This window comes from Lactiplantibacillus daowaiensis, from assembly GCF_005405085.1.
GTDB classification, from domain to species: domain Bacteria; phylum Bacillota; class Bacilli; order Lactobacillales; family Lactobacillaceae; genus Lactiplantibacillus; species Lactiplantibacillus daowaiensis.
In genome coordinates this window covers 130814-155453 of record NZ_BJDJ01000001.1, presented here as the reverse complement: position 1 = coordinate 155453, position 24640 = coordinate 130814, and the positions used below count along the sequence as shown (strand labels likewise).

At 43.7% G+C, this 24640-nt stretch carries 24 protein-coding genes; 11 read left to right on the top strand and 13 right to left on the bottom strand.

Features of this window, described 5'->3' with window-relative positions; all coding sequences use genetic code 11:
* Positions 1-3 precede the first annotated feature (3 nt).
* Positions 4-414: a prenylated flavin chaperone LpdD gene (gene lpdD, locus FFM75_RS00750; protein WP_137627278.1), complete on the top strand. Its 411-nt coding sequence runs from the start codon at positions 4-6 to the stop codon at positions 412-414.
* A gap of 100 nt (positions 415-514) precedes the next feature.
* Here lpdD and FFM75_RS00745 read toward each other — a convergent pair whose 3' ends face one another.
* A complete protein-coding gene (locus FFM75_RS00745; protein WP_223876580.1) occupies positions 515-1396 on the bottom strand; it encodes a tyrosine-protein phosphatase in 882 nt (293 codons plus the stop codon).
* A gap of 142 nt (positions 1397-1538) precedes the next feature.
* On the bottom strand, positions 1539-1979 hold the full coding sequence (locus FFM75_RS00740) for an Rrf2 family transcriptional regulator (protein ID WP_137627277.1): 441 nt from the start codon (positions 1977-1979) through the stop codon (positions 1539-1541).
* Positions 1980-2161: 182 nt separating this feature from the next.
* Here FFM75_RS00740 and FFM75_RS00735 point away from each other — a divergent pair, with 182 nt between their 5' ends.
* Both FFM75_RS00735 and FFM75_RS00730 read left to right on the top strand, forming a co-directional pair.
* Complete coding sequence (locus FFM75_RS00735; RefSeq protein WP_137627276.1) at positions 2162-2842, top strand: TetR/AcrR family transcriptional regulator; 681 nt, start codon at positions 2162-2164, stop codon at positions 2840-2842.
* Between the two features lie 186 nt (positions 2843-3028).
* The gene (locus tag FFM75_RS00730) at positions 3029-4423 is read left to right on the top strand and encodes an Nramp family divalent metal transporter (protein WP_137627275.1); all 1395 of its coding nucleotides are present in this window, start codon (positions 3029-3031) and stop codon (positions 4421-4423) included.
* A gap of 71 nt (positions 4424-4494) precedes the next feature.
* Here FFM75_RS00730 and FFM75_RS00725 read toward each other — a convergent pair whose 3' ends face one another.
* The 6 genes from FFM75_RS00725 to FFM75_RS00700 all read right to left on the bottom strand — a co-directional run bounded on the left by FFM75_RS00725 (position 4495) and on the right by FFM75_RS00700 (position 8937).
* The gene (locus tag FFM75_RS00725; protein ID WP_137627274.1) at positions 4495-5121 is read right to left on the bottom strand and encodes a hypothetical protein; all 627 of its coding nucleotides are present in this window, start codon (positions 5119-5121) and stop codon (positions 4495-4497) included.
* Positions 5122-5149: 28 nt separating this feature from the next.
* Positions 5150-5455 (bottom strand): hypothetical protein, encoded by a 306-nt coding sequence (locus FFM75_RS00720; RefSeq protein WP_223876579.1) that lies wholly within the window; start codon positions 5453-5455, stop codon positions 5150-5152.
* A gap of 47 nt (positions 5456-5502) precedes the next feature.
* Entirely contained in the window at positions 5503-5751 is a 249-nt protein-coding gene (locus FFM75_RS00715) for a hypothetical protein (protein WP_137627273.1), read from the bottom strand.
* Between the two features lie 638 nt (positions 5752-6389).
* On the bottom strand, positions 6390-7778 hold the full coding sequence (locus tag FFM75_RS00710; protein WP_137627272.1) for a sensor histidine kinase: 1389 nt from the start codon (positions 7776-7778) through the stop codon (positions 6390-6392).
* A complete protein-coding gene (locus FFM75_RS00705) occupies positions 7765-8469 on the bottom strand; it encodes a response regulator transcription factor (RefSeq protein WP_137627271.1) in 705 nt (234 codons plus the stop codon). Before FFM75_RS00705 ends, FFM75_RS00710 begins: the two co-directional genes overlap by 14 nt.
* 156 nt (positions 8470-8625) lie before the next feature.
* On the bottom strand, positions 8626-8937 hold the full coding sequence (locus FFM75_RS00700; protein ID WP_137627270.1) for a hypothetical protein: 312 nt from the start codon (positions 8935-8937) through the stop codon (positions 8626-8628).
* Positions 8938-9166: 229 nt separating this feature from the next.
* On the opposite strand from FFM75_RS00700, the gene FFM75_RS00695 reads away from it, so the two are divergent.
* Entirely contained in the window at positions 9167-9433 is a 267-nt protein-coding gene (locus FFM75_RS00695) for a hypothetical protein (protein WP_137627269.1), read from the top strand.
* 160 nt (positions 9434-9593) lie between these two features.
* Here the strand turns inward: FFM75_RS00695 and FFM75_RS00690 are convergent, their stop codons facing one another.
* A complete protein-coding gene (locus FFM75_RS00690; RefSeq protein ID WP_137627268.1) occupies positions 9594-10619 on the bottom strand; it encodes an LCP family protein in 1026 nt (341 codons plus the stop codon).
* A 317-nt stretch (positions 10620-10936) separates the two neighbouring features.
* Between FFM75_RS00690 and FFM75_RS00685 the strand changes: the two genes are divergently transcribed.
* From FFM75_RS00685 to FFM75_RS00675, 3 genes are all read left to right on the top strand, one after another.
* The gene (locus FFM75_RS00685; protein WP_137627267.1) at positions 10937-12331 is read left to right on the top strand and encodes an FAD-binding oxidoreductase; all 1395 of its coding nucleotides are present in this window, start codon (positions 10937-10939) and stop codon (positions 12329-12331) included.
* Positions 12332-12482: 151 nt separating this feature from the next.
* Positions 12483-12770: a hypothetical protein gene (locus tag FFM75_RS00680; RefSeq protein WP_137627266.1), complete on the top strand. Its 288-nt coding sequence runs from the start codon at positions 12483-12485 to the stop codon at positions 12768-12770.
* 53 nt (positions 12771-12823) lie between these two features.
* Positions 12824-13513 (top strand): GTP pyrophosphokinase, encoded by a 690-nt coding sequence (locus FFM75_RS00675; RefSeq protein ID WP_137627265.1) that lies wholly within the window; start codon positions 12824-12826, stop codon positions 13511-13513.
* 337 nt (positions 13514-13850) lie between these two features.
* Here FFM75_RS00675 and FFM75_RS00670 read toward each other — a convergent pair whose 3' ends face one another.
* Complete coding sequence (locus FFM75_RS00670) at positions 13851-14435, bottom strand: TetR/AcrR family transcriptional regulator (protein WP_137627264.1); 585 nt, start codon at positions 14433-14435, stop codon at positions 13851-13853.
* Positions 14436-14616: 181 nt separating this feature from the next.
* Between FFM75_RS00670 and FFM75_RS00665 the strand changes: the two genes are divergently transcribed.
* From FFM75_RS00665 to FFM75_RS00650, 4 genes are all read left to right on the top strand, one after another.
* On the top strand, positions 14617-18663 hold the full coding sequence (locus tag FFM75_RS00665; RefSeq protein ID WP_137627263.1) for an MMPL family transporter: 4047 nt from the start codon (positions 14617-14619) through the stop codon (positions 18661-18663).
* Between the two features lie 109 nt (positions 18664-18772).
* Complete coding sequence (locus tag FFM75_RS00660; protein WP_137627262.1) at positions 18773-19336, top strand: DNA-3-methyladenine glycosylase I; 564 nt, start codon at positions 18773-18775, stop codon at positions 19334-19336.
* 360 nt (positions 19337-19696) lie between these two features.
* On the top strand, positions 19697-21178 hold the full coding sequence (locus FFM75_RS00655) for an ABC transporter permease (RefSeq protein ID WP_137627261.1): 1482 nt from the start codon (positions 19697-19699) through the stop codon (positions 21176-21178).
* Between the two features lie 12 nt (positions 21179-21190).
* Complete coding sequence (locus FFM75_RS00650) at positions 21191-21850, top strand: ABC transporter ATP-binding protein (protein WP_137627260.1); 660 nt, start codon at positions 21191-21193, stop codon at positions 21848-21850.
* A gap of 401 nt (positions 21851-22251) precedes the next feature.
* Here FFM75_RS00650 and apf (FFM75_RS00645) read toward each other — a convergent pair whose 3' ends face one another.
* From apf (FFM75_RS00645) to FFM75_RS00635, 3 genes are all read right to left on the bottom strand, one after another.
* Positions 22252-22791: an aggregation-promoting factor gene (apf, locus tag FFM75_RS00645; protein ID WP_137627259.1), complete on the bottom strand. Its 540-nt coding sequence runs from the start codon at positions 22789-22791 to the stop codon at positions 22252-22254.
* 438 nt (positions 22792-23229) lie between these two features.
* A complete protein-coding gene (gene apf, locus FFM75_RS00640; protein WP_137627258.1) occupies positions 23230-23790 on the bottom strand; it encodes an aggregation-promoting factor in 561 nt (186 codons plus the stop codon).
* A gap of 441 nt (positions 23791-24231) precedes the next feature.
* Positions 24232-24603 carry a biotin/lipoyl attachment domain-containing protein gene (locus tag FFM75_RS00635; protein ID WP_137627257.1) on the bottom strand — a complete coding sequence of 124 codons (372 nt, stop codon included), beginning with the start codon at positions 24601-24603 and terminating at the stop codon, positions 24232-24234.
* Positions 24604-24640 lie beyond the last annotated feature (37 nt).

Sequence of the window (24640 nt, the reverse complement as noted above, 5' to 3'; positions counted from 1 at the left end):
CGTATGCCAACTTTTACAACCACGCAAGCCGGTTATCAAATGACGGCAACCCTACAAGTCATTGGTTTTGACTGGTTAATTGTGGTGACGGGGGGCAGCAATCCGCATATCGGCGATGTCACGACCTTGACCGCAACCGGCCAACCACAAACAGTTAAGTTTCCGAGTCATGATGGCCGTTTCCATAAAGATAACTTTATTTCAGAACGTTTGGCCCACCAGGTACAACCGTATTTAACGGGAAGTTGTACGATTACAGCTGGCATTCATGTCAATCAAATTACGAAAGCACAAATTGCGGCGGCCGCGCCAATGACGACTGAGTTGGGCAATCAACTTATCGCTTGGATCAAAGCGCATCCAACTCAAGCAGCGCAACCAGAGTATTATCAAAAAAATGAACAACCTAAATAAATGAGTTGAAACAAAAGACGCCCCGGACTGGTTAACAAACCAGTACTAGGACGCCTTTTTACTAGGATTTAGGATGGAAGATTATGTCTACTCGTGGTGTTTACTTCAAGTACATTTGGCGTAGCTTAGTAATGTCGTGGTCGGATAAGCCGATGCCTTTGTGCAAGAAGTTGTTCATGGAACCGTAATCTTTCTTGATTAAGCGGTAAGACGTGTTCAGGTATGCCATCCGAACGTCATCCATTGCTTTAGTGCGCTTGTAATCGAGTGAGTTTTTGGCGACACCCTTAGCGGTAAGCGCAGCTAGGTGTTGTTTGTTGGTGCTAGCGCGGAATTTGTTCGATAACATAAAATCATGATTAATGGTTTTACGATCGACCCCTAAAGCAGAAAGTACTAAGACAGAACCCATGCCAGCACGATCTTTACCAGCTGAACAATGCCATAAGACGGCTTTGTTTTTAGGGTTGGTTAAGAGTGCTTGGAAAAGCTTGTGGTAAGCTTGGCGTGATGTCTTGGTGGTGACAAATTGGCTATAGGTATGTTCCATAACTTTTTCGCCAGATTCAGTCTTGCCAATCTTTGAGAATTGTTTCATGACTGGATCAAAGACATATTTGACACCTTTGATTTTAACGTCGGGGGCTTTTTGTTTCTCCATGTCAGTCCGTAAATCAATATCAGTTGCGAGGTGATACGTTTTGACTAACTTTTGTGCATCGGTCTTAGTTAAGGTATTCAAGGCCGCTGAACGTAAAAGTTTGTGCTTTTTGATGGTCTTGCCGTTTTTAGTCTTGTAACCGCCGAGGTCGCGAACGTTAATCGCACCTTTAAGTTTGATTTCTTTGACCGTTGGTTGCTTAACCGTCTTGGCTTTCTTGGCGGTTTTAGTCGCGGCGTGGGCTAAAAATGGGTTGGTGACGCTGGTCCCAGTGCTGGCGACCGATAAAGCTAACATGGCAACAATAAGTGATCTTTTCAATGGAATTCCCCTCCAATTAAAGAATATCTATACTATAGCGATTGCATGTAAAGCTCATATATGTATTGGGTAAAGATTATGTAAGCGGCATATATTTTTGGTAAAGAAACCCCCGTTACAACGCGTGTAACGGGGGTCAAAACTAGGATAAAGCTTCTTTTTTTGCTTGTTCCACGAGAATGTTATCCACGATATCTTGCAAACTTGTCTTGGCTAATCGTGCTTCAGCAGCGGTTTGGGCATCTTGATAATATTGTTGTAGCACTGTTTGGATATTGCCACCGACGATGCAATCAGGATTGGTCTTGGGGTCCACGGCAAATAGTGGTTTATCTCCCTCGACAGCGTAAAAAATCGTTAATAACGAAATCTGATCGAGTGGTTTTGCCAAAGCCGGTTGCGCCGAACCAGGCGTCGTGGTGATAAGACCAGCTTGGCGCAGTTTTCCCATTAAGCGCCGAACGACGACTGGACTAGTTTCGATACTGCTGGCAATTAAGTCACTGGTTAGTCGTTGGTCAGCATAAATTTTTAGAAACGCTAATAAATGGATCGAATCACTAAAACGGGTTGAAACACGCATGGTGAGCCTCCTGTAACTAGATTAATTACTGTGATTATACGATAGCCAGATAATTAAAGCAATTATCAACTTTTATTGAAAATATCATGTAACTTTTCAAATAAATTGGTCGCATCTGATGATGAAATCAGTTATGATGATGGTAATTAATTGAGCAGTTACTGCAAAAAAGGAGTTGCAACATGAGTGAACTTGAAACCATCCAGGCATATTATGCGGCCTCATTGGGGAAGGATGGTCAGATTACCAAGACCCAACGGAAGATATTATCAGCAGCATTAGCCTTATTTGCCGAGAAAAGTTATGAAGAGGTTGGGACCCGTGAGATTGCTGAACGCGCAGGCGTGGCCGAAGGGACCTTGTTCCATAATTTTAATAATAAGAACGGGATTTTAAAGGCGATTATGCAGCCGATTGTGCAAAATATCTTGCCGACAATGTTGAATACTTTGGATGAAGCAGTTTTAAAGCAAGACGCCCAAACGTTAGATGCCTTTATTGTGGCATTGGTGACCGATCGGGTGGCATTTGTGACCCGCAATCGGACCTCGCTAGAAGTGATTCTATCGCAATTTTTCAATAATGCCGCTGACCGAGCAGCGGTCTTAAGCATGGTCTCGCCAACGGTTTTAGCCCAGGCGAATGAAGTGATGGATCGGTTAAAAGCAGCCGGTGAATTGGTCGATTGGCCAAACCAAATGATCTTACAATTGCTCTTTTCAACGTTAGGTGGTTATTTGGTTGAGGAAGTCTTATATACCGACCTGGTGCCGACTGATCAGCAGGCAACGATTGATTATCTCAGCGATTTTTTAGTTAACGGCTTAAGCCCACGACGAATGCCCTTACAACTTGAGCAGTAAGGGGTTGCACTGATTTTAGGAAAGCCAAACAAATAAATGAAACCAGTTGACTATTTTCTTAATGATGATATACTACCTAGTGGAATTAAAGTGACTGCTCAATCTTGAGCGGATGGCAGCCGCTGTTGAGGATCACACAGTAGTCCACAACCTGAATTCTAAACCAATAGAAGAGAGGGTTTCATTATGAAACTAGCAAAAACGAAGGACCGTTCAGCGATGGTAGCCACCAAGGGTAGTACGGGGATCCATTCGACTGGGACCGATAGTAAGAGCTTGGACGAAGTAAACGGGAGTGTGCGGGTACCAAAGGACGCCAGCTTTTGGCGGACTTTGGTTGCTTATACTGGCCCTGGGGCACTAGTAGCAGTTGGCTATATGGATCCAGGTAACTGGATCACGTCAATTGCTGGGGGGTCACAATATAAGTACGCGTTGCTGTCAGTCATCTTGCTATCAAGTTTGATTGCGATGTTGCTGCAAGCAATGGCAGCCCGGTTAGGGATTGTTACTGGGAAAGATTTAGCCCAATTGACACGGGAACGAACGTCAAAAGGAATGGGGATTTTTCTCTGGATTATTACTGAATTAGCTATTATGGCGACAGATGTGGCCGAAATTATTGGGTCTGGGATCGCGTTGAAACTGTTATTTGGTTTCCCGCTGGTTGTCGGGATCTTGATTACGACGGCGGATGTCTTGATATTATTACTATTAATGAAGTTAGGGTTCCGCAAGATTGAAGCGATTGTGGCGACGTTAGTGGCAGTGATCTTGTTCGTCTTCTTGTATGAAGTTATCATTTCACAGCCAAACGTACCAGAAATGTTTAAAGGCTATGTGCCAACGACCCAAATTGTTTCAAATCAATCCATGTTGTACTTGGCATTAGGGATTGTTGGGGCCACGGTTATGCCACATAACTTGTATCTTGGTTCGTCAATTTCCCAAACGCGGGCCGTTGACCGTAGCGATGAAAAAGAAGTGGCTAAGGCCGTGAAGTTTACGACCATCGATTCAAATATTCAATTGTCAGTTGCGTTTGTCGTTAACAGTTTGCTGTTGATTTTAGGGGCGGCCTTGTTCTTTGGAACTAAAGGCGACTTAGGTCGGTTCGTTGATTTATACAATGCGTTAGGCAACAGCAAAATCGTGGGTTCAATTGCGAGTCCAGTCTTGAGTATGTTGTTTGCGATTGCGTTGTTATCTTCTGGTCAAAGTTCGACAATTACGGGGACGTTATCTGGTCAGATTATTATGGAAGGTTTTATTCGGTTAAAGATGCCACTCTGGGCACAACGGTTATTAACCCGGTTGATTTCAGTGGCACCGGTGTTAGCTTTTGCGATTTATTATCACGGGAACGAAGCTAAGATTGAAAGCCTATTAACCTTCTCCCAAGTCTTCTTAAGTATCGCATTGCCATTTGCGATGATTCCACTGGTGATGTTTACGAGTGATAAGAAGTTAATGGGTAACTTTACAAGCCGAACTTGGGTTAAATGGACGGCTTGGGTGATTACCGCCGTCTTGATCGTGTTAAACATTTACTTGATTTTACAAACGGTCGGTTTAGTTTAAAGGTCAATTGAGAGTATTAAAGGCAAGTGCTTGTCAGACGACAGGTACTTGCCTTTTTTGGTGTTTTTAAGTTAGCCCGCCCATGCCAGGGCAAATGGGGTGGGGTCAAGTAAGTTAGCGAGTAGTGGCAAAATACCATGTTCTAAATCGTATAAGTTGGTAATCGTCGCTGGTGGCGTTAATTGTTGTGCCCGGTCAAGTAATTCTTGTTGCGAACACGCGGCAGTCGTCGGTGTGACTTGTAAGTTAGCTTCCGGTGTTTGGGTTAAACTCGGGGCTAAGTCATGGACGAAGTAGGCGAAGTTTGGGGCGGTATTTAAAATTAACGTTAGCAAACTCATTTCTTGTGGGTTGAGCTGTGCAGCCAACGATTGCGTCGGCGCGGTTGCATACACCATTGCGGTATAGCGTTCCGCTAGGGCGGGCGTTAACTTAGTAGATGGTTGAATTAAGGTGACGTTGATCCCCAATTGCCAACTCGCAAGTAGGAGCACGGGTAAGACCGCGGTATTATCCACGCTGATCAGCATATTTTGTCCAGCAGTGACTGATTGTTGTTGTAGACTGGCTTTACATAAAGCGATATCTTCCAATAAATCGGCGCCAGTGTACCAAATCCCTTGCGCCCGATTCTTAATTAACGCCTCTTGACTATGCAGTTGTAATTGTGTGGTAATTTGATTCGTTAATTCAGACATCGGTCGCACCACCTTTCAAGTTCAGAGATTAGTTTGCAGTTGGTTGGTATTTGGTTTTGTCTAAGGTTTGCACGCTAGTGTCCACCGTCGCTAAGATTTGACTTTGAGTGGTCTTAGTAACGAGTCTGGTGGCTTTCGGCGCTAAAGTCCGGTGAGGGGCATCGACGGTTGTGCTCGTAGCTAAGTCAGTGTCGCGATTGACCCGGTTAACGAGTGTTGTTGAGGTTTGGTTAGGGGTTGGTTTGGTATCAGCTAAAGCAGTCCCCGTTGTGGCAAATAAAGTACCGGCAGTCATTAAAGTAATGGTTAATTTCGTAAAAATGTTTTTCATCATAATCGAACTCCTTTTAGTTGATTAAAGTTTTTAAAGTCATTTTTTAGTTAAACGGTTGGGATCAACCAGTCATTTGAAAGCAATTGATGGAACTTGCGACCCATTGGCACCCAAAGTTGATTCTTGCAAAGGTCACGGGCGGTTTCCCAGAATAGCGGATCACTAAGTTGGTCATCACTCAATTTCACTTGAATGTATTCACCTTGTTCAGTCTTAGCAATCACAAGTGGGTAGAACACTTTGACCAGATGGACGGCGGTGATGTTTTTAATTTTAGGATCGGTATCTAGTAACATTTTGATTAGCTCCTTGCTTAATTGAATGACTTTAGTTTACCGGCAAATCCACCAATCAACTACCGAGTTATCGTAAGCATTAAATAAGATTTTCTTAGAAACCAACTTATGTTTAAACAAAAATGGCGCTAACCCTTGATTTAAAAGGATTAGCGCCATTTGGTGTAATGATTGAAAATAGTATTTTTCCAGCTCCGGCAATCAGCGATTTCAGCTGAGGTGCGGACCGGCTAAAGCCTAAGAATCGGTCTTTAGCCTCGCCTTGATCCTTTGCCAAACCCGCAAATGACCAAGGTCGTCCGTGGTATAACCTCGGCAAAAAACGCCGAGCTAATGCCACTTGCACCACTGCTTCATCACTGATTGCCTACGCCTAGTTTGATATTGGCGAGCTTGATAGTGAGTAGAGTTGTAAGGAACACCTTGCTAGCTGTAGGTCGACCGTAATGGAATCTGCCATGTTAACGGGTGGGTTTGCCGTTTACAGGACGGACGTCTTTAATGATTTGTGGGTTTGACAAAGCATTAAAGCGAGGTTCAAGACCGGGTTACAGGCTTGGACCGGTCCTCATAGCAGATGGAATTACGGTCGGCCGGAAGCAGCTAACACACTGATATTAGATGTGCTAGCCTCAAAATCAGTCACTTAACTGCCAACTGACGGTAAAGATACTGCCTTGTGGGTGATTATTGGTGATTTTAATCGTGGCTTGGTTTAACGCGACGAGTTGTTGGACGATGGCTAAACCTAGTCCACTGCCTTCGATGGCTTGTGACCGTGACTGGTCAACGCGGTAGAAGCGTTGGAAGACCGCATTCTTTTGGTCATCAGGAATCCCCTCACCGTGGTCAGCGATGGCTAAGTCGATCGTTTGCGCTGTTTGATGCAGACTTAAAGTGATTGGTTGATCATCGGGTGAATACTTATGGGCATTATCGAGTAACGCAACCACGATTTGTTGGAGCATCTCCGCATTGCCTTTGACGTGGATATTAGGATCAACATTAACTTGTAAAAGCTGTGGTGCCAAGGTTGGTTGGTAATGTTCACCTAATTGTAAAACCAAATAAGATAAGTCTTGGTCACTTAGTTCGATTTTGGCGCGGTCAGCCCGTGAGAGATGCAGTAAGTTTTCAATCAAATGTTGCATGCGTAAGGATTCTTCATCAATAAAGTCTAAAGATTCCGGAATCACTTCCGGATGGGCATCTCTGCGCCGACGGATGAGGCTCAAATTACCACGAATTGCGGCGATTGGTGTCCGTAGTTCATGCGACGCATCGGAAATGAATTGACGTTCGTGTTGTAGTCGTTGGTTTTGTGCCAGTAATAATTCATTGAAGGCTTGGCCTAAGTCGTTGATTTCTCTTGGACTATCCGGCACAGTTAAGGTCGGTTGATCGGCGTCGGGGTCATTAGACGTGTATTTGGTCTCATGCAGTAATGCAATCGTGGGTGCGCTTAGCCGTGAAGCTAGACGATGCGCCCACCAAGTGCCTAAAGTTGATGCTGCCACCATAACAACGATAATTAAAGCAATCAAAATCAACAAACTATTAATCAAGCGTCGCAGACTAACCCAAAGCTGATAGGTGTTATTACCATCTTTTTGCGTATATGCTAAGAAGAAGCCAAACCCCCGGACGTAAACCAGACTACCGAATAGTTTCGTCTGATTACGGGCAAAAAAGGCTTTGGATGATGGTGAGGTTAAAATTGTCCGTTTGCCTTTAGTGGTCGTGGTTAACGTGGCTTTTTGCGTGGACACCCGAATGAAGGCTGGTTGTTTCGTATTACGGGTGGTCGTGTTATTCCAATGAATAAAACTAGGCACGTCTTTAATGTTGGCCTGATTCAAACTGGTCATTAAATCCCGAGCCTCCCGACTTGTGTTTAGGGTCTGTTGCGTGCCCACCATCACGAGAATGACCAGGCTAATAATGAATGTAATCAGTAAAACGAGTCGCTTGATCTCTTTGTTGATGAGTTGTTCGTAAGTTGGAATTGCAGGTTTAGTTTTCGCCATTGGCTGTCGACTCCCTTAGTTTATAACCAACGCCACGAACGGTTTCAATCAGTGGCGTATCGTTGTCGCCATCAACTTTATTGCGTAAGTAACCGACGTAAACATCGACCACGTTTTGTTGCCCTAAAAAGTCAGCGCCCCAAACTTGGTCGAGTAATTCGTCACGCGTAAAGACTTGATCAGGATGGGCTAAGAAGAATTGCAATAAGTCATATTCACGATGGGTCAATTGCACGTCTTCACCCGCACAAGTGACCCGGTGGGCTTTCGTATCTAAAATAACGTCGTCGAGCTGATAAACTTGGCTGGTATCAGTCTGATGTTCGGCGCGGCGTTGAATGACCCGAATCCGTGCGAGTAGTTCTTCGATTTCAAAGGGCTTGGTGATGTAGTCATCGGCACCATTATCAAGGCCAGCGACCTTATCACCAACATAATCACGAGCAGTCATAATAATGACGGGGACTTGGTCATGTTTGCGAATTCGGCGTAAGACTTCCATCCCATCAAGCTTTGGTAACATCCAATCTAATAGGATCAGTAATAAGTCATTTTTGTGGGCGTCGTAAGTGTCCATTGCGGCTAAACCATCATTGGCAACCACAATCTCAAAGTCTTCAAATTGAAGTTCTTTAGTCAAATAGCCTGACAAACTCAGTTCATCTTCAACGATCATAATCGTGTTCTTCATTTTAAAGCAGGCCTCCTAGGGGCGATTAGTTATTGTTCTCATTATAGCTAAAAAGTTAATCAAACTGGACTAAAACCACTGTTTTTCAAAAAAAGGGTAAATTAAAACTGGTATCTACATGGTGTAAATGCCAGTCAGAACAATGTTATTTAGAAGTTAGCGGGTGTGGAATTGCGGATGCAGCATCTTAGGATGCCGGTGGTCATGCCCGCGGTATTGAATCAGCCAATAATCATTTTGGGGTAACGCATGCCGCGCAATCAAGTGCGTGACGGTAAAGCGGACGACATCCGCGTTTGCGTTGGTCCACAAGCGCCATGTTGGTAACTTGGCCGAATAGACCCGTTCCCAGTCGCCCAGATTTTGTTCCGCAGCTGATAAAGTCATTAATAAATCAGTTTGTGCATTGCCGGTCAACTCAATTAAGTAACAATACGTTTGATGATGTACTGGCGCAGTCTTGATCATGGTGGGCAACTCCTTTACAAATAATCGGCTGTAAAACGCTTCCTAGCCGAGGAAAATGGTTCAGTAATATAGTACAACCATTTGACTAATAAGCCTAGTATTTTAAGTGACTGTTACTAAAATGTAATAATCTTAGTTTCAATTAAAAAAGTTAAGCGTGGCGGCTTGACCTGAAACGCGTTTCAGTCGGTATAGTAGAGCCATAAGAAGTAGAGAGGAGATGCTAGTCATGGAAACTGGCATTTTAAAACAGGTTGATTTGAAAACGATGATTGAACGGTACTTTTTTGTGGCCGTCGAACGGCAAGCCGACCAGCTGAAAATCTGGTCAACACAAGCATTTAAGCCATTCTCGTTAACGGTAAGTATGCAAGATTTGCATATTCATCAGCAGCATGCAGAAGCTGCTACGGCGAATAAAAAATATGAATTTAACGATAATACGGGTGGCCTGATTTCACAATTAGCGACTTGGCAACGAGGTGCCGTCTGTTAGTCTGTCCGACGATTAACGGGTTAGTGGATTAGTAAGGCCAGCTTACAAACTGGTGACGCCAAGTGCGATAGGCGGCAACAAAATAAGACCGATGTAACGTGAAGAGACAATCACTCACGGTTACATCGGTCTTATTTTAGTTAGCTGCTGTCAGTATTTTTTAGTCGGTGTAGGTGATGGTATCTAGACCATCAGTGTTGTAGTTCAAGTTATTGACGCCATCATAGTCTGTATTTAATGCATTTAACTTGGTTTCAATATTGTCGATCTTTTCGGACTTAAGGCCTAGCTGTTTGCGAATGGCATCAGAAGTTGATTGTAACTTCGCGGTGCTGGCGATTTGATAGGCACTCGTATTGATCCAGGCTGGCGTTAAGACCATTTGGTGTGACGTAATGTGCTTGGTGTTGGCGTGGTCATTCGTTGCTAAGGCCACTAGGTCATTAAAACTTAGATCAGTCCGCAAGTTGTTGCTTAAAGAATCCAGTAACTGGTTATAGCGCGTCAATGTTTTGGTGGCTGCTAGCTTAGTTAAAACGGCCTTCATAACTTGTTGTTGACGTAATTGTCGACCGTAATCACCACGGGGATCTTGATAACGCATCCGGGTATAGGTTAAAGCTTGCTTACCATTTAAGTGATGGCGACCTTTAGTAATCGTAATATGATCATAACTGACTTTCATGGGACTTTTAATCGTGACACCGCCCACGGCATCGACGATTTGTTTTAAGCCGCCCATGTTGATCGTGGCATAGTAATTGATTGGAATGTTCAATAGTTTGCTAACGCTGGCTTTGGCCATCGTTGAGCCGCCAATATTGTAAGCGGCATTTAACTTTTGCACATTCGTTGTTTTAGTGCCAACCATCTGTGCTAATGTATCGCGCGGAATACTGGTGATGACAGTCTTTTTCGTCTTCGGATTGATCGTTACGACCATGATCGTATCTGAATTACCTTTGGTGATGCGCCCATCGGCCCCAGTATCTGTGCCAAGTAGTAGGATACTCATCGGTTTGCTTGTATCAACTGAATCAGCTTTAGTCCCCGTATAAATTTTCGTTTGATAACGTGCTTGTGCTTGATGTAATCGTAACCCCACCACGATTGCGGCGATAATGACGACGACCAGTACAAAGATTAACCAAAGCGGTCGCCGCTTTGAACGTCCCATATGTTGCATGTGTTGCACCCCTCTTTTTTGGTAACTGCTATTTAGCATAGCGGTAAACATGGTCGTTGAAAAATACTAAAATTAAGTGTAGAGAATCAAAAAAATAAATACCACTAAACTTGCTTAAAAGGTAAGTGTCTAAACACTTCGTTAAGATTGCGTGCAGATTAATAGTTAGATCTTTTATTTTGGCCTATACTGAGACTGTGAATTAAGTTGGCAACGTCAACTGCGACAATGTGGTCGGACTCGATCACAATAGCAAGATACAAGTTGTTAACCGTATCAAAAGTTGGCGGATCATAATATGAAGTGAGGTCTTGAATGTGACAGTTTTTAAAGCTTTTTCCGATGCTGATGTCGTGACCTTTTTAACGGCACAAGTACCAGATGGTCAAGTGTTAACCGATGCAGCAACGTTACAAAAATTTTCATTCAGCAAGAATCTAACTGATGATGATAGTGGGTTAGCGTTAGCCTACATTGAAGCGCAATCGACTAAAGATGTGCAAGGGGTGTTAAAGACGGCGCGTAAATTTCATTTGCCAGTCGTTCCCCAAGCACAAACGACGAGTACGGTGATTGGTTCTGATGGCTTAGCGGGTGGCTTGATTTTGTCGACGGCTAAGATGAATCGGATTTTAGAGATCAGTAAAGACGATTCATTAGCGGTCGTTGAACCCGGGGTCATCAATGGCGATTTAGACCGCGAAGCCCGGAAGCAAGGGATGTTTTATGCCCCAGATCCCGGTTCTAAGCCAATCTCTGGTATTGGGGGTAATGTCGCCACGAATGCTGGTGGGATGAGTACGGTGAAGTATGGCGCGACAAAGGATAACGTATTAGGCGTTAAAGTGGTCTTAGCTGATGGCCGCGAAGTCCAATTCGGTGGTCGGACGCTCAAACAAGCCTTTGGTTACGATTTGACCCAATTAATGGTCGGCTCAGAAGGCACATTGGGCATTATTACCCAAGTTATCGTCAAATTATTGCCGATTCCACTTGGAACACCCGTGATGGGGGTCGCCTTCTTTGATAATATGACCGCCTTAGCCAAAGCCGTGACTGCAATTCGGATTTCAGGGGTCTACCCAACAATGCTAGAAGCACTCGATGGCAACACCGTGATTGCGTTAGACCGGTATGAAAAGACCCATTATGCCGATAACAATGGTGCGATGTTGATTTTCAAGCTAGATAATGGTGGGACGGCTAGTATGAATGTGGTCAAGCAACTGTTGGCTGACCAACAAGCTAGTCATGTCACCGTCACGACTGATCCAGCCGAACAAGCTAAACTAGAAAAGTTGCGACAAGATATGTTACCAGCGGTCTTTGCTGGGCAAAACCATATTATGGAAGATATGGCCGTACCATTGTCACAGTTAGCGCCATTAATGGATTATATTCAAGACCTTGGCAAGCGGTTAGGCGTTAAGATTTACACCGCTGGTCACGCAGGTGATGGGAATGTGCATCCAACGTTGATCTGGCCAAAAGACGAAACTGAAGTGCCTGAAAATGTCATTGTTGCCTTACAAGAGATGTTTAATAAGACTTTGGCTTTAGGCGGGACGATTTCTGGTGAACATGCGGTTGGCATGTTGAAGAATCAATGGAACAACGCTGAATTGGGTGAAGATGTTGATCAAATCCAACATCAAATCAAAGCCTTATTTGACCCGATGAATCTATTGAATCCTAAACGAAAAATTAACTAAATCAATTTAAGGACTGCGTCGTTTACAGGAGTTTTCGGCGCAGTTTGTTGACACGATAATTATTAGCGGTCGGTTAATGATTGCGTCGGGTGATGATTATCGTTATGATTAGGGGGTAGTCAGCACTTTTTTTGAGTGGGGAGGAGATTGTTTGGCACCACGTAGTACTAACATTCGCATCGAATTTGACGCTGAGGTCTTACGCAACGAAGTGGCCGACATCGTAGATTTCGCTAGCTTTAAACGCTTCTGGCAACGTTTCGAACATTTTTTAGAGGATCGCATGGTTTGGGGTCACTTAAATGTGTTGGAAGGGCACGGGTTAATCCCGAGTGAGTTCAAAGATGTTAACGGTCAGTTGAGTTATTCAGCTGGCGGGGACACGTATCAAGTCGCGTATGATCAGATTGTTAGCGACTGGGTTGTCACGATTCAATAAGCCGCCTCAATTTAGGCATTTGAGAGAAAGCGTTCACCATTGGAGTGGAAAATGTGAGTAATTCTGCATCACAACCAGCTGACGATGATCGATTCTTACCGGCCCCGCCTGAGTTATTACAAGCCGTTGATCAACTCAAGGCATATTCGCTCCGGTATGAAGTCGCAATGAAACTGGTCTTAGATAAATTAGATTATATTAGTCAAGAGTACGAACTAAGATATGGGTATGCGTTGATTGACAGTAAGCAATCACGAATTAAGTCGCCAGAAAGTATTGTAGGTAAGTTACGGCGTAAAAATTTACCGCTGACCTTTCAAGCCGTTTTCAATAACTTACATGATATTGCTGGGATTCGCTTAATCGTGCGATTCTTAAGTGATATTAAGATTGTTGAAGATTTGCTGGCGACACAAGCTGATATCAAAGTGCTGAAGGTGAAAGATTATGTCCATCATCCGAAGCACAATGGCTATCAAAGTCTACATCTCATATTGGGCGTGCCGGTGTACACCGTCGATGGCCCTAATATTATTGAAGTCGAATTACAGATTCGCACGATTGCGATGAACTTTTGGGCTTCTTTGGAACATGAACTGAACTATAAGAAAAATGTCCCGCATCAAGTTGCCTTGCAGCAGTCGCTGACGAAAAAGGCGCAACTGATTACGGAACTTGATCAAGAAATGGACGATATTAAAACGCGCATGTATGATCAAACACCGCCTGATAAGCGGCCATAAAACAAAGCGTGCCCCCCAACTTAAGAGCTGGGGGGCATTTTTTAGGTCTAATTTGATGGTCGTCAAGTTGCAATTGCTGTGAATTTGATAGCCTAAAATGACCCGATTGAACTTGATTAGTCGGTCAGGTCAATTATTAAGGATGGAATACTTTCACTATCCTGGTGGGCATGATATTTTTAATACGCAGGTTATTAGCATTCAACATATTCGTCAGGTTGTTTTAGGTATATAAGTATTAATAATTAACCGATTATGATACTGATACAGCAGGACCTGATAATCAGCACGTTTGGTGTTTGATAACGTTTAGAAAGGTTGTGATCTCGTAATAACCTTAAGCTTCCGGCGGTAGGTCCGAGATGTCTTTGAAAGGTTTACCACGATACCACCAATCATTAATAAAATTGGCCAGTTCTTCTGGCGATTCTTGTAAGCCGGTTTTGAGCCAATAGCGGACGACGCCGACAATCCCATTTAAGTAGTATTCAAACATGTATTGGCTCTCGCGCGGACTAATGTTGCCGATTCGCACTTGGTTATGCTCAAGAATCTCACGCTTAGTCGTGGCAATGAAGTGCATTAAGAAATCTTGGTCCGTCGTTAAGATAAATGACGTGACCGCATGGCGTTTTTTAACGACTTCAAAAATACCAGTTAAAATCGCGCGCAATGAGTTCGGATGCAGATGCTCATTAATGACGGCTAATAACTCTTTAGTCGCATCTTGTTCCATTGTATGCATACAGTCTTTGACATCATCATAATGCGCATAAAACGTTCCCCGATTGATGTCAGCGGCTTTGCAAACGGCAGTCACAGTAATGTCGTTAATGTCTTGGGTTTGAAGTAGTTGAATCAAGCTATCTTGAATCAATCGCTCCGTCATTTGCGACCGTCGGTTATTTTTCGTACCTACCACTTTAATTTCACCTCATTGTTTGAACAATACGCCATTAATTGTTTATTTAATGACGAAATTATGAAAATTGTTGGTTGATATTTCATTTGTTTTCAACTAACATGTTGTTATTATTTAAACACATTGTTGATTAAATGTCACGATGTCGTTTTGAGAATCTGATTTAGGGAAGGGATACAGATTGAAAGGGAGCCGTAGACGCTTTATTATTCAGGCCGTCGTTTGGTTAGTGGTAATGGTAGCGGCCGTTATCATGTTACCAAACGTCAGCCAATTGGTCCGCGACAAGGGCCAAACGCAACTACCAAGTAGTGCGAAAAGTCAAGTTGCACAAGTGATTCAAAACCATTGGGGGCGGAACCAGAACAATACCCGTCAAGTGGTTGTGGTCTTTAGCAACGGCGATTCACCGCTGACAGATACCCAGAAGCAAGAAATCGATGGGACGATTCAACGCTTCAAGGTACAAAAATCGAAGTATCATGTGAAATCAATGACGGCGGCTAGCGATAATGCGGCAGCCAAGAAACAACTGATTTCTAAAGATAAATCGACCGAGTTATTGCAATTGATGGTTGGTAAGAATCAAACCGTCGAGAACATGACTAAGACGATTACCGAAGGGGCCAAAACCAGTGGCGTGAAAACTTACGTGACTGGGAGTGACATCTTAAATGATGACTTCACGCAAGAAACTGAAGCTGGGATCAAGAAGACTGAAATCATTACCGTGATCTTTATTTTCATCGTGTTGACCTTAGTCTTCCGGTCACCAATTACCCCATTAGTTTCATTATTATCAGTTGGGGTCTCGTTTATTATTTCGTTGAGTATCGTCATGAACTTAGTCGATAAGTTTAACTTTCCATTGTCAAACTTTACGCAAGTCTTCATGGTCGTCGTGCTCTTTGGGATTGGGACCGACTACAACATTTTACTGTTTGATCAATTCAAAGAAGAACTCAGTCATGGTGATAGTCCGGTCGCCGCGACTGGGCGTGCATTAAAGATTGCCGGCCGGACGATTCTCTTTAGTGGGTCTTCACTCTTAATTGGGTTTTCTGCTTTAGGGTTAGCCAACTTCTCGATTTACCGTTCGGCCGTTGGGGTCGCGGTTGCCGTGGCGATTTTACTGTTAGTTTTACTAACATTGAATCCATTCTTCATGGCACTGCTGGGACCACGGTTGTTCTGGCCAAGTAAGAAGTTCGCCGGTGGGAGTACGAGCAAGATGTGGCATGGGATTGCTGCTGGCTCAGTACGTTATCCATTGATTGCGTTATTAGTTGTCTTAGGTGTGTCATTACCATTTATGCTGACATACAATAATCAATTAAACTATGACACGTTAGCGGAATTGAACGATACGATTCCAGCTAAAAAAGGGTTTAAAGTCGTTCAAAAGCATTTCTCTAAAGGGACGGCTGAACCATCAACGTTATATATCAAGACTGATCATGCCTTGAATAACGAAAAAGATCTTAAAGCCATCGACAACTTGACCAAGCAATTACAAAAGGTCAAAGGGGTTAAGACGGTTGCTTCTGTGACCCAACCAGGTGGTTCTGAAATTAGTGCGCTTTACTTGAAGAGTCAATTAGGTACCGTTACGAGTGGGATGAAGACCGCTGGTAGTGGATTGACGAAGATCAGTAAAGGGTTAGACAGTGCTAACTCGAAGTTGAAGAGCTCAGATATGTCTTCTGGGGTTAGTGGTGCGAAGAAGTTAGCAACGGGTGCCAATAGCCTGAAGAAAGGCTTAGTCACTTATACGAACGGTGTTTATACCGTTAATACCGGGGTTAAAAAACTTAATAGTAGTACCGGCACGCTAGCGAGTGGCGTTTCCAAGCTCTCAACGGGGGCAACGAAACTTAATAGTGGGCTTGTCACTTACACGAATGGTGTTTATACCGTTAATCAAGGGTTGAATACACTTAATAGTAAAACCAGTTCGTTAGCGAGTGGTGTTAACCAATTAGCAACCGGGACGAGTACGCTATTTAGCGGCACCCAATCTTTATCATCGGGGTTGGATACGTTGAATAGTAAGAAGTCGGCTTTGACTAGTGGGACAGCGACGTTAACGTCAAGTGTTGCCCAATTGCAAAGCGGTTCGGCGCAAGTCGCCAATGGTTTGGCACAAATGGAAGCACAAGTTAAATCAGCAACTAGTTCAGCAGATACCTCGCAGTTGAAGACGTTGACGGCCAGTTTGAATACGTTGAATACTGAAATGGAAAAACTAGTTAGTGCTTCTGGAACTGTCAATTCTAGTGTATCGTCGCTGAATTCAACTGCTGAAACTTTCAGTAATTCACAATCAGCTATTACTAGTGATATGACGACGATTAAAAATGCTTTGACGGCAGCAGCTACTGCTGAAGCAGCCTCTGGTTCAACGAGCACTAAGAGTACGAGTGTTGATGCTAGTCCGGTAGCTGCAGCAGCGGTGTCAGCAGCAGGCTCTTCTGCAACTTCAGAAGAAAAAGCCGCAATCAGTTCAGCGGTTGCAGCCCAAATTGCCTCACAAAATAGTGCCAATGCTAGTTCAGCAAGCAGCTCAACGGCAACGACACGGGCTAGTTCTTCTACTGTGACGGCAGCAGAAGGGTTGCAAGCTTTGAGTAACTTACAATCAGAATTGACGAGCTTAACAACGGCTACGACTAAGTTACAAAGTTTAAGCACGCAATTGAGCAGTTTGTCTGATTTGAGTACCTTAGCGCAAGGTTCTATCAAAGCTAATACGGCTTCATTGCAAGTTATTAGTAAGTTAGAAGAAGCAATCACTGGGATGCAACAAATTGAAACGGCCTTAACGGGTAGTGGCTCACAAACTGGTTTGGTAAGTGGGTCTAGTCAAGTTTCTCAAGGCTTGACCAAGTTACAAGCTGGTACCCAATCAATGGCTAGTTCATTGAATCAATACACCAATGGGGTGGCTTCAGCAGCTTCTGGTGCTGATAAATTGACGAGTGGGGCTTCAACCTTGAATTCTGGGGTTAGCCAATTAAGCTCACAAGTACCAACCTTGACGAGTGCAATCAATGCATTAGCAACTGGGACGAACAAGTTAGCAAATAACTCAAGTTCGTTAACTAGTGGGAGTTCACAAATTTCTAGTGGCTTAACGACCTTAAACAACAAGGTACCTACCTTAGTTAGTGGGATTGAAACTTTAGCTGCTGGGACGAACAAGTTAGCCAATAGCTCAGCAACCTTGAACAGCGGTGCTAGCCAATTAGCTACTGGTAACGAAACCATGTACACCACGTTGCAAGGTCTAGTTAAACAAATGTCGACCTTACAAAAAGGTTTGGCTTCTGCAAGTTCTGGGACGAAGAAAGTCAACACTGGGGTTAAATCCGCCAATAGTTACTTAACTGGTGTGAAGGACTCCGATGCGGCTAAGACGTACTATGTACCAAAGAGCACGTTGAAGGGTAAGACTTATGCATCTGCCATTAAGGCTTACATGTCTGGTAACAATCACGCCACGAAGTTGACGATTGTCTTAAATGATAATCCAAGTTCTAAGACGGCGATGAACCGGATTGCAGCTATTCAAACCCAAGCAACCAACACGTTGAAGGGAACTGCGTTAGACGGTGCAACGATTGCCATCGGTGGTCAAACATCTGAAACTAACGATACCCAATCGATCGCCTCGAGTGACTTTACCCGGACGGCCGCGATTATGTTAGTTGGTATCTTGATCGCCTTGATGTTTATCACGCGTTCAGTCTTACAACCGTTCTACATCTTAGGGACTTTATTGTTGGCTTACATCATGTCCTTGAGCATCACGCGGATGTTGAGTAACTTGATCTTAGGTCAAAGCATGTTAACTTGGAATACCCCATTCTTCGGGTTCATCATGTTAATTGCTTTAGGGGTCGATTACAGTATCTTCTTGATGATGAAGTATCGAGAATTCGATAATTCAGCGGCAACGCCAAGCACCCGGATCGTACGAGCATCTGGTGTGATTGGGGCCGTGGTCTTATCAGCTGCCTTGATCTTAAGTGGGACTTTTGCCGCCTTGATGCCATCTGGTGTCTTGACCTTGATTCAAGTGGCAATGGTCGTTATCATCGGGTTGATTATCTTAGTCTTTGCGATTCCAACTATTATTCCAAGTTTGATTCGATTAACTTATCCGTTGACCGATCGCATGGAAAATGAAGATACCGCTGAAAAAAAGACCAAGCGTAGTCGGAACTAAAAACTCAAAATAAGTACAGTCATATGTTACTGTTAACTTAGCTGGCGGTGCCGGTCGTGGTCAAAAGACTGCGGCGGGCACCGCTTTTTTGAAGGAAAGGGTGAAGCAGATGCACCGTTGTGATTGGGTTGGTCATAACCCATTAATGCAAGCGTATCATGATCAAGAATGGGGCCAACCACTATGTGAACAACAACCACTATTCGAGTTATTGTGTCTGGAAACGTATCAGGCCGGGTTGAGTTGGCAGACGGTTTTGAATAAGCGTGCGGCGTTTAATGAGGATTTCTACCATTATGACATTGACCAAGTGGCGGCGATGACGCCGGCCGATGTTGAACGCTTGTTGACCGATGCACGGATTATTCGCCATCGTCAGAAGTTAATGGCGACAATCAATAATGCCCGCGTGATTCGCGATTGGCCGGCCGGACCCACGTATGCCGAGTGGTTGTGGGCATTTGTGGATAATCAGCCGATTCGCCAAGCTTGGACGAGTGTCAGCGAGCTACCAGCGACCAACGCGTTAGCGCAACAAGTATCTAAAGCGATGAAACAACGGGGCTTTAAGTTTGTTGGTCCAACCACGATTTATTCTTATTTACAAGGCGCTGGCTTAATAAATGACCATTTAAAATCTTGTGATTGGGCACCGGAAAATCAAAAGAAATAGTAGTTGCTTGCAATTGAATCTTACACTAACGAGTAGTATATTGAAGGTGTTAATTCATGTGCGAACCAGTCAGTAACCCCCTGACATTTCTACTGACTGGATGATAGGTTCCAGAGGTTTAAAATAATGAATTAATCATCCCAATTGAGCTAGTCGAACTGGTGACGACCGTGTCTGGTCGTCACCAGTTTTTTGTAAACATCACGTTAATTCGAGGTTTGGCTAGAATTTTCTAAAAAAGGTCTAAGCGTAACGTTGAAAGAACCTAAGAATTTCACATTTTAGTAGTTTTTTTCCGGTATGTTGTTAAGTGTTCAAGTACCTAAGCAGTACGAATACTTATTTTAAGGAGGTCAAGCCGTGAATTTCTTTAAACGTGCATGGCTTAATTTGACGGCAAAGAAAGGCCGTTCAATTCTATTAATTCTAGTTACATCAGCAATTATGTTGTTTGTATTAGCTGGCCTACTGATTCGCAACGCCGCCGATACCGCGACGAGTAATGCGAAGAAGAGTGTCGGGGCGACAATTACGTTGTCTGCTAACCGGGAAGCGGCTTTTAAGAAGATGCGGAGTAGTACGAGCACTTCTAAAAAGTCAAAACCAAAATTGACAACGTCGCCGGTTAAACTGAGTGATGCCAAGAAGATTGCGAAGCTCAACAATATTTCAAGTTACAGTGCGACCGTTTCGACTTCCGCAAACGCGAAGGGCTTTGATGCCATTTCGACATCAAGTAGTAGCAATGGCGGTGGCATGGGTATGAAGGGCGGCATGAGCAGTAGTTCTAGTTCGGGCGATATCGCCATTTCTGGGGTGACATCAACTGCTTCAACGTCGGCTTTTGAAGAAAAGTCTAGCAAGATCACTAAAGGTCGTGGCATCACGACCGCTGATGAAGGCACCAATAATGTCGTTATCGAAAGTGAACTGGCTAAAGAAGATAGCTTGAGTGTCGGTGACACGATTAAATTGAAGGCGACAACTGGGAGTAAGAAGACTTACACCATGAAGATCGTGGGGATTTATAAAGCTTCTTCAAGTACAAGTACCGAACAAGGCCCTGGTGCAACCGATCCATCTAACAGCGTTTATACGTCATATACCTTTGCCAATACCGTTAAGGGTTCGAAGTATAAGAATACAGCTGATTCAGTGACCTTCAACGTTTCTGATCCAGCTAAAGTTAGTGCGGTTAAGACTGCTGGTAAGAAGTTGATCAATACGTCGAAGTATTCATTATCAACTAATGACAGTAGCTATCAAACGGTTAAAGCATCGATGGATAATGTGAAGTCGTTTGCCGATAAAATCGTTTGGTTAGTGGCCATTGCTGGGACGATTATTTTAGCCTTGATCGTGATCTTAATGATCCGTGAACGCCGTTACGAAATTGGGGTCTTGTTATCCCTTGGTGAAGCACGGTGGAAGATCGTGGCCCAATTCTTCGTTGAAATGGTCATGGTTTTAATTGTTTCAATCGTGATTGCCGGTGCTGGTGGTAAGTTCGTTGGAAATAAACTGGGTCAACAGTTAGTTTCACAACAAACGACCACGGCGACAACTAGTTCAACTAGCACGCAAACCCAAGGTGGTCAACCTGGTGGTGGCGGTGGTGCCCCAAGTGGTGGCAGCAAGCCTAGTGGCAACATGAATGGTGGTACCCCTGGCAGCAGTAGTAGTACCACAACGTCACAAAAACAAACTGAATTAGATGTTAGCGTCACCGTCTTAGACTTAGTTGAACTTGGCGGCTTCGGGTTAGCCATCATGTTCTTGTCGATCATGTTAGCATCTGGTGGGATTTTACGCTTACAACCGAAGAAAGTCTTGATTGAATAGGAGGTGTCTTGAATGTTAAAAACGAATGATTTAGGTTACTGGTATGATCGCCAGGAAAATAGCTTGTTTGAACATGTCAACTTGGAGTTTAAGTCCGGCACCTCATATGCGATTGTCGGTCAAAGTGGCTCTGGTAAAACGACATTTTTATCTTTGTTGGCGGGGCTTGATAAACCGCGGGCTGGACAAATCGAATTGAATGGTGAGCCTATCAATAAGATTGGCCTTACGAATTATCGTAAGTCGCACGTGGCAATCGTGTTCCAATCGTATAACTTGTTTAACTACATGTCGCCATTGAATAACTTGCTCACTGCCATGGCGGTGACAGAATCCAGTCATCGTGGTGACAAGGACTATGCGGCTGAGATGTTGCGTAAACTTGGGATTACTGATGAACAGATGAAGAAAAATGTTCAAAAACTATCTGGTGGTCAACAACAACGGGTCGCGATTGCGCGCACGATGTGCTGTGATGCCAAGTTAGTCGTTGCCGATGAACCAACTGGTAACTTGGATGAAGAAAACACGAAGTATGTGATTGAGCAGTTCCAAAAGATTGCTCATGAACAAAATAAATGTGTGATCATCGTCACCCATGAATCGGATGTGGCGAAAGCTTGTGACCATTCCTATCGGTTATCAAAGCATGAATTTGCTTTAGAAAGCTAAGGTTAACTGAAATAATCCCCAACCAGTGTGCATAACTGGTTGGGGATTATTTTTATGGCTGGTTAACCACTACTTTATCCCCACATCTGGGGATAAAGTAGTGGTTTAAGGCCGGTATTTGAGGCTGAAACATGTAAATGTGGATAAATCAAAAGGTGTCAAGCATCAGTTGGTCACTATATCGTGAGCCTAACGCACAACAAAAGGTCACTTGGAACAACTGGCAGCTGGGATTGTACTAATTAGCGACCGATAAACGCGTTAAAGTTATCCCCATGTGGATAAATAGTTGTAATTCAATTGCCAGGGGTACGTTGTGGATAAAGACGCAAAAAGCCTCGCTTGCAACTGATGATGACAAGCGAGGCTTTTCATAGCTTTTGTTGTGTTAATGCGGAGTTTTAGTACCAGCCGTTAGCCATCCAGAAGGCTTTGGCTTTGGTCCATGACCCATAACGGGAAGCGACATAAGCATTGGCAACCTTTTCTTGGTTGGCAGCTGACAAGTCGCCATTTAATAAGGACTTAGTTAATTGATATTTACCATAATAGTTCCCGTTTGAAGCGGTGTATGAGCCACCAGATTCTTTGTTCGCAATCCAAGCTTTAGCAGCTGAATCGCTTGAGCTAGTTGTGGTTGACGTCGTTGATGTCGTTGCGGTACTAGTCGTGGTTGCACTAGCGGTTGAAGCCGTGCTGGTACTAGTTGTCGTTGTGCTAGTCCCACCAACTTCAAGTTTATCGCCAACATAGATCATGTTAACGTTAGATAAGCTGTTGGCTTTCTTGATTGCGGCAACCGTCGTATTGTGAGCGTTAGCGATTTTAGCAACCGTGTCACCAGATTTAACGGTAACCGTAGCGGCGTTAGCAGTCGTCGTTGCGACAGCGAATAAACCGAAAGTAGCGATAGTTGATAAAACAAAATTTTTGATCTTCATAAAATTAATTCACTCCTATAATTTGCAGTGGGTTTCTATTATCAGACCTAACTCAGTAGGTCGTTCCTAATTGGCTAGCAAGTTGAACCGCGCTAACCAAACAACAGTGACTAGTATAACGGGTGAGTGTTGCAAGGCAATAAATAGGAGATTACGTTTTGAAAGGTCAAATGTAATAAACGGTAGTTTCTGTAATCTTTTGTAACATTTTTGGGGCTTTTTTCATAAAATTGGGTAACGATAGTTAAGCAAAAGGACCGATTAAGCTGATTATTAGTGGATTTGTAAGGATTATGAAAAAGATTTGAGCGAGACTAGCTGGCCGGCGACGACCACCTACAATTGTCGCAACCATATCGATAGTCCAAGTAGTCGACCTAAAAAAGGCCAAATAAAAAGCAACGCCAACGCGTTGCTTTTAGTGCATTCGATTTAAGTTTAGTACCAGCCGTTTGCTTCCCAGTGAGCTTTGGCCGCTGACCATGACCCATAACGTGAAGCGACATAACTATTGGCAACTTTTTCTTGGTTGGCAGCAGAGTAATCACCGTTTAAGTAAGATGAACTTAATTGGTATTTCCCAATATATTGGCCGTTGCGGGCACTGTATGAGCCACCAGATTCTTTGTTGGCGATCCAAGCTTTAGCTGAGCTGTCAGAACTATTAGTTGCACTGGCAGTCGTCGTGCTTTGGCTAGTCGTGTTCGTTGTCGCTTGAGTCGTGGTTGTGTTGGCACTAGCTTGCGTGGTACTAGTTGTTGCACTAGTAGTGTCACTGTCACCATTAACGGTCAATTGTTGACCAACATAGATCAAGTTAACGTTTTTTAAATGGTTAGCTTTTTCAATGGCAGAAATGGTTGTCTTGTGGGTACGCGCAATCTTAGAAACAGTGTCGCCGCTTTTAACTGTGACAGTAGCTGCGTTAGCAGTTGCTCCTAAAGCTAAAAGACCAGACGCCGCTGCAACGGTTGATAATAAGGCACTCTTAATTTTCAAAGTAATGTACACTCCTGTTTTTTTAATTTCCGAATTTTTTGCTTAGCCCCCGAATTGCTCGCTAAGCAACTTATCTGGGACTAGTATAACTGGGCAGTGTGACAAACGAATAGCAGTTATTTTACGAAATTGGTGGCTTTTTGTAATATAAGGGATTTCTTGTAATATTCCGTAATATTTAAAGCCGAAATCAGGTCGACTCACTGGAAAAGATGAGATAATCGGTTAATAAATTCATTTAATTATTATTAAAATTAACGCGTAAGCGCGGTAGACCGCGCTTTACAAAAAAGCCGCCCACCGTGCGTTTTGCACGGTGAGCGGCTTAGTAGTCTGTTGCGGTCAACGAACATTCTCATAAATATGATTGTATTCATTGGACTTGCAACCGATTACATCGTTTTAAATTGACTTATTTTTAGTAATTAATGGACTTAAGAATTAATCACCTTGCAATTCGACCAACCAGTTCTTGGCCATTTTTTGGTGATTGCTTTGGTCGGGTTGGGCTTGCAAGTCGGTATTATAACCGATGACAGTTCCACCGACTGGAACTTTAAGCGTGATGGTGGCTTGGGTTCCCGTCAAGGTGGCCAAGACAGCACCAGCTTGCAAGCTGGTCTGATTACTAGGATAGGTGATAGCCGTGATGGTACCCAAAGTTGTTTTAGTGTCATCAGTCAAACCTAACACGATGTGGTCGTGTTTACCGCTTTGAAGCCAGACGCCATCATAAGTCGTCGTGACTTTTGAATGATGTGTGAGCCAATCATCTTTAAAATAATCCCATGTTTCTCTGAATGCTGAAGCCATAAAAACTCCTCCTCTATGTAGAGCTCAAGTATAGCAC

Excerpts from the sequence above, each read along its gene's own strand:
- lpdD (WP_137627278.1), top strand. The coding sequence starts at position 4 with ATGCCAACTTTTACAACCACGCAAGCCGGTTATCAAATGACGGCAACC.
- FFM75_RS00695 (WP_137627269.1), top strand. The coding sequence starts at position 9,167 with ATGGAAACTGGCATTTTAAAACAGGTTGATTTGAAAACGATGATTGAA.
- FFM75_RS00705 (WP_137627271.1), bottom strand. The coding sequence starts at position 8,469 with ATGAAGAACACGATTATGATCGTTGAAGATGAACTGAGTTTGTCAGGC.
- FFM75_RS00700 (WP_137627270.1), bottom strand. The coding sequence starts at position 8,937 with ATGATCAAGACTGCGCCAGTACATCATCAAACGTATTGTTACTTAATT.
- FFM75_RS00740 (WP_137627277.1), bottom strand. The coding sequence starts at position 1,979 with ATGCGTGTTTCAACCCGTTTTAGTGATTCGATCCATTTATTAGCGTTT.
- FFM75_RS00650 (WP_137627260.1), top strand. The coding sequence starts at position 21,191 with ATGTTAAAAACGAATGATTTAGGTTACTGGTATGATCGCCAGGAAAAT.
- FFM75_RS00690 (WP_137627268.1), bottom strand. The coding sequence starts at position 10,619 with ATGCAACATATGGGACGTTCAAAGCGGCGACCGCTTTGGTTAATCTTT.
- FFM75_RS00735 (WP_137627276.1), top strand. The coding sequence starts at position 2,162 with ATGAGTGAACTTGAAACCATCCAGGCATATTATGCGGCCTCATTGGGG.
- FFM75_RS00710 (WP_137627272.1), bottom strand. The coding sequence starts at position 7,778 with ATGGCGAAAACTAAACCTGCAATTCCAACTTACGAACAACTCATCAAC.
- FFM75_RS00725 (WP_137627274.1), bottom strand. The coding sequence starts at position 5,121 with ATGTCTGAATTAACGAATCAAATTACCACACAATTACAACTGCATAGT.
- apf (WP_137627259.1), bottom strand. The coding sequence starts at position 22,791 with ATGAAGATCAAAAATTTTGTTTTATCAACTATCGCTACTTTCGGTTTA.
- FFM75_RS00720 (WP_223876579.1), bottom strand. The coding sequence starts at position 5,455 with ATGATGAAAAACATTTTTACGAAATTAACCATTACTTTAATGACTGCC.
- FFM75_RS00730 (WP_137627275.1), top strand. The coding sequence starts at position 3,029 with ATGAAACTAGCAAAAACGAAGGACCGTTCAGCGATGGTAGCCACCAAG.
- FFM75_RS00635 (WP_137627257.1), bottom strand. The coding sequence starts at position 24,603 with ATGGCTTCAGCATTCAGAGAAACATGGGATTATTTTAAAGATGATTGG.
- FFM75_RS00715 (WP_137627273.1), bottom strand. The coding sequence starts at position 5,751 with ATGTTACTAGATACCGATCCTAAAATTAAAAACATCACCGCCGTCCAT.
- FFM75_RS00660 (WP_137627262.1), top strand. The coding sequence starts at position 18,773 with ATGCACCGTTGTGATTGGGTTGGTCATAACCCATTAATGCAAGCGTAT.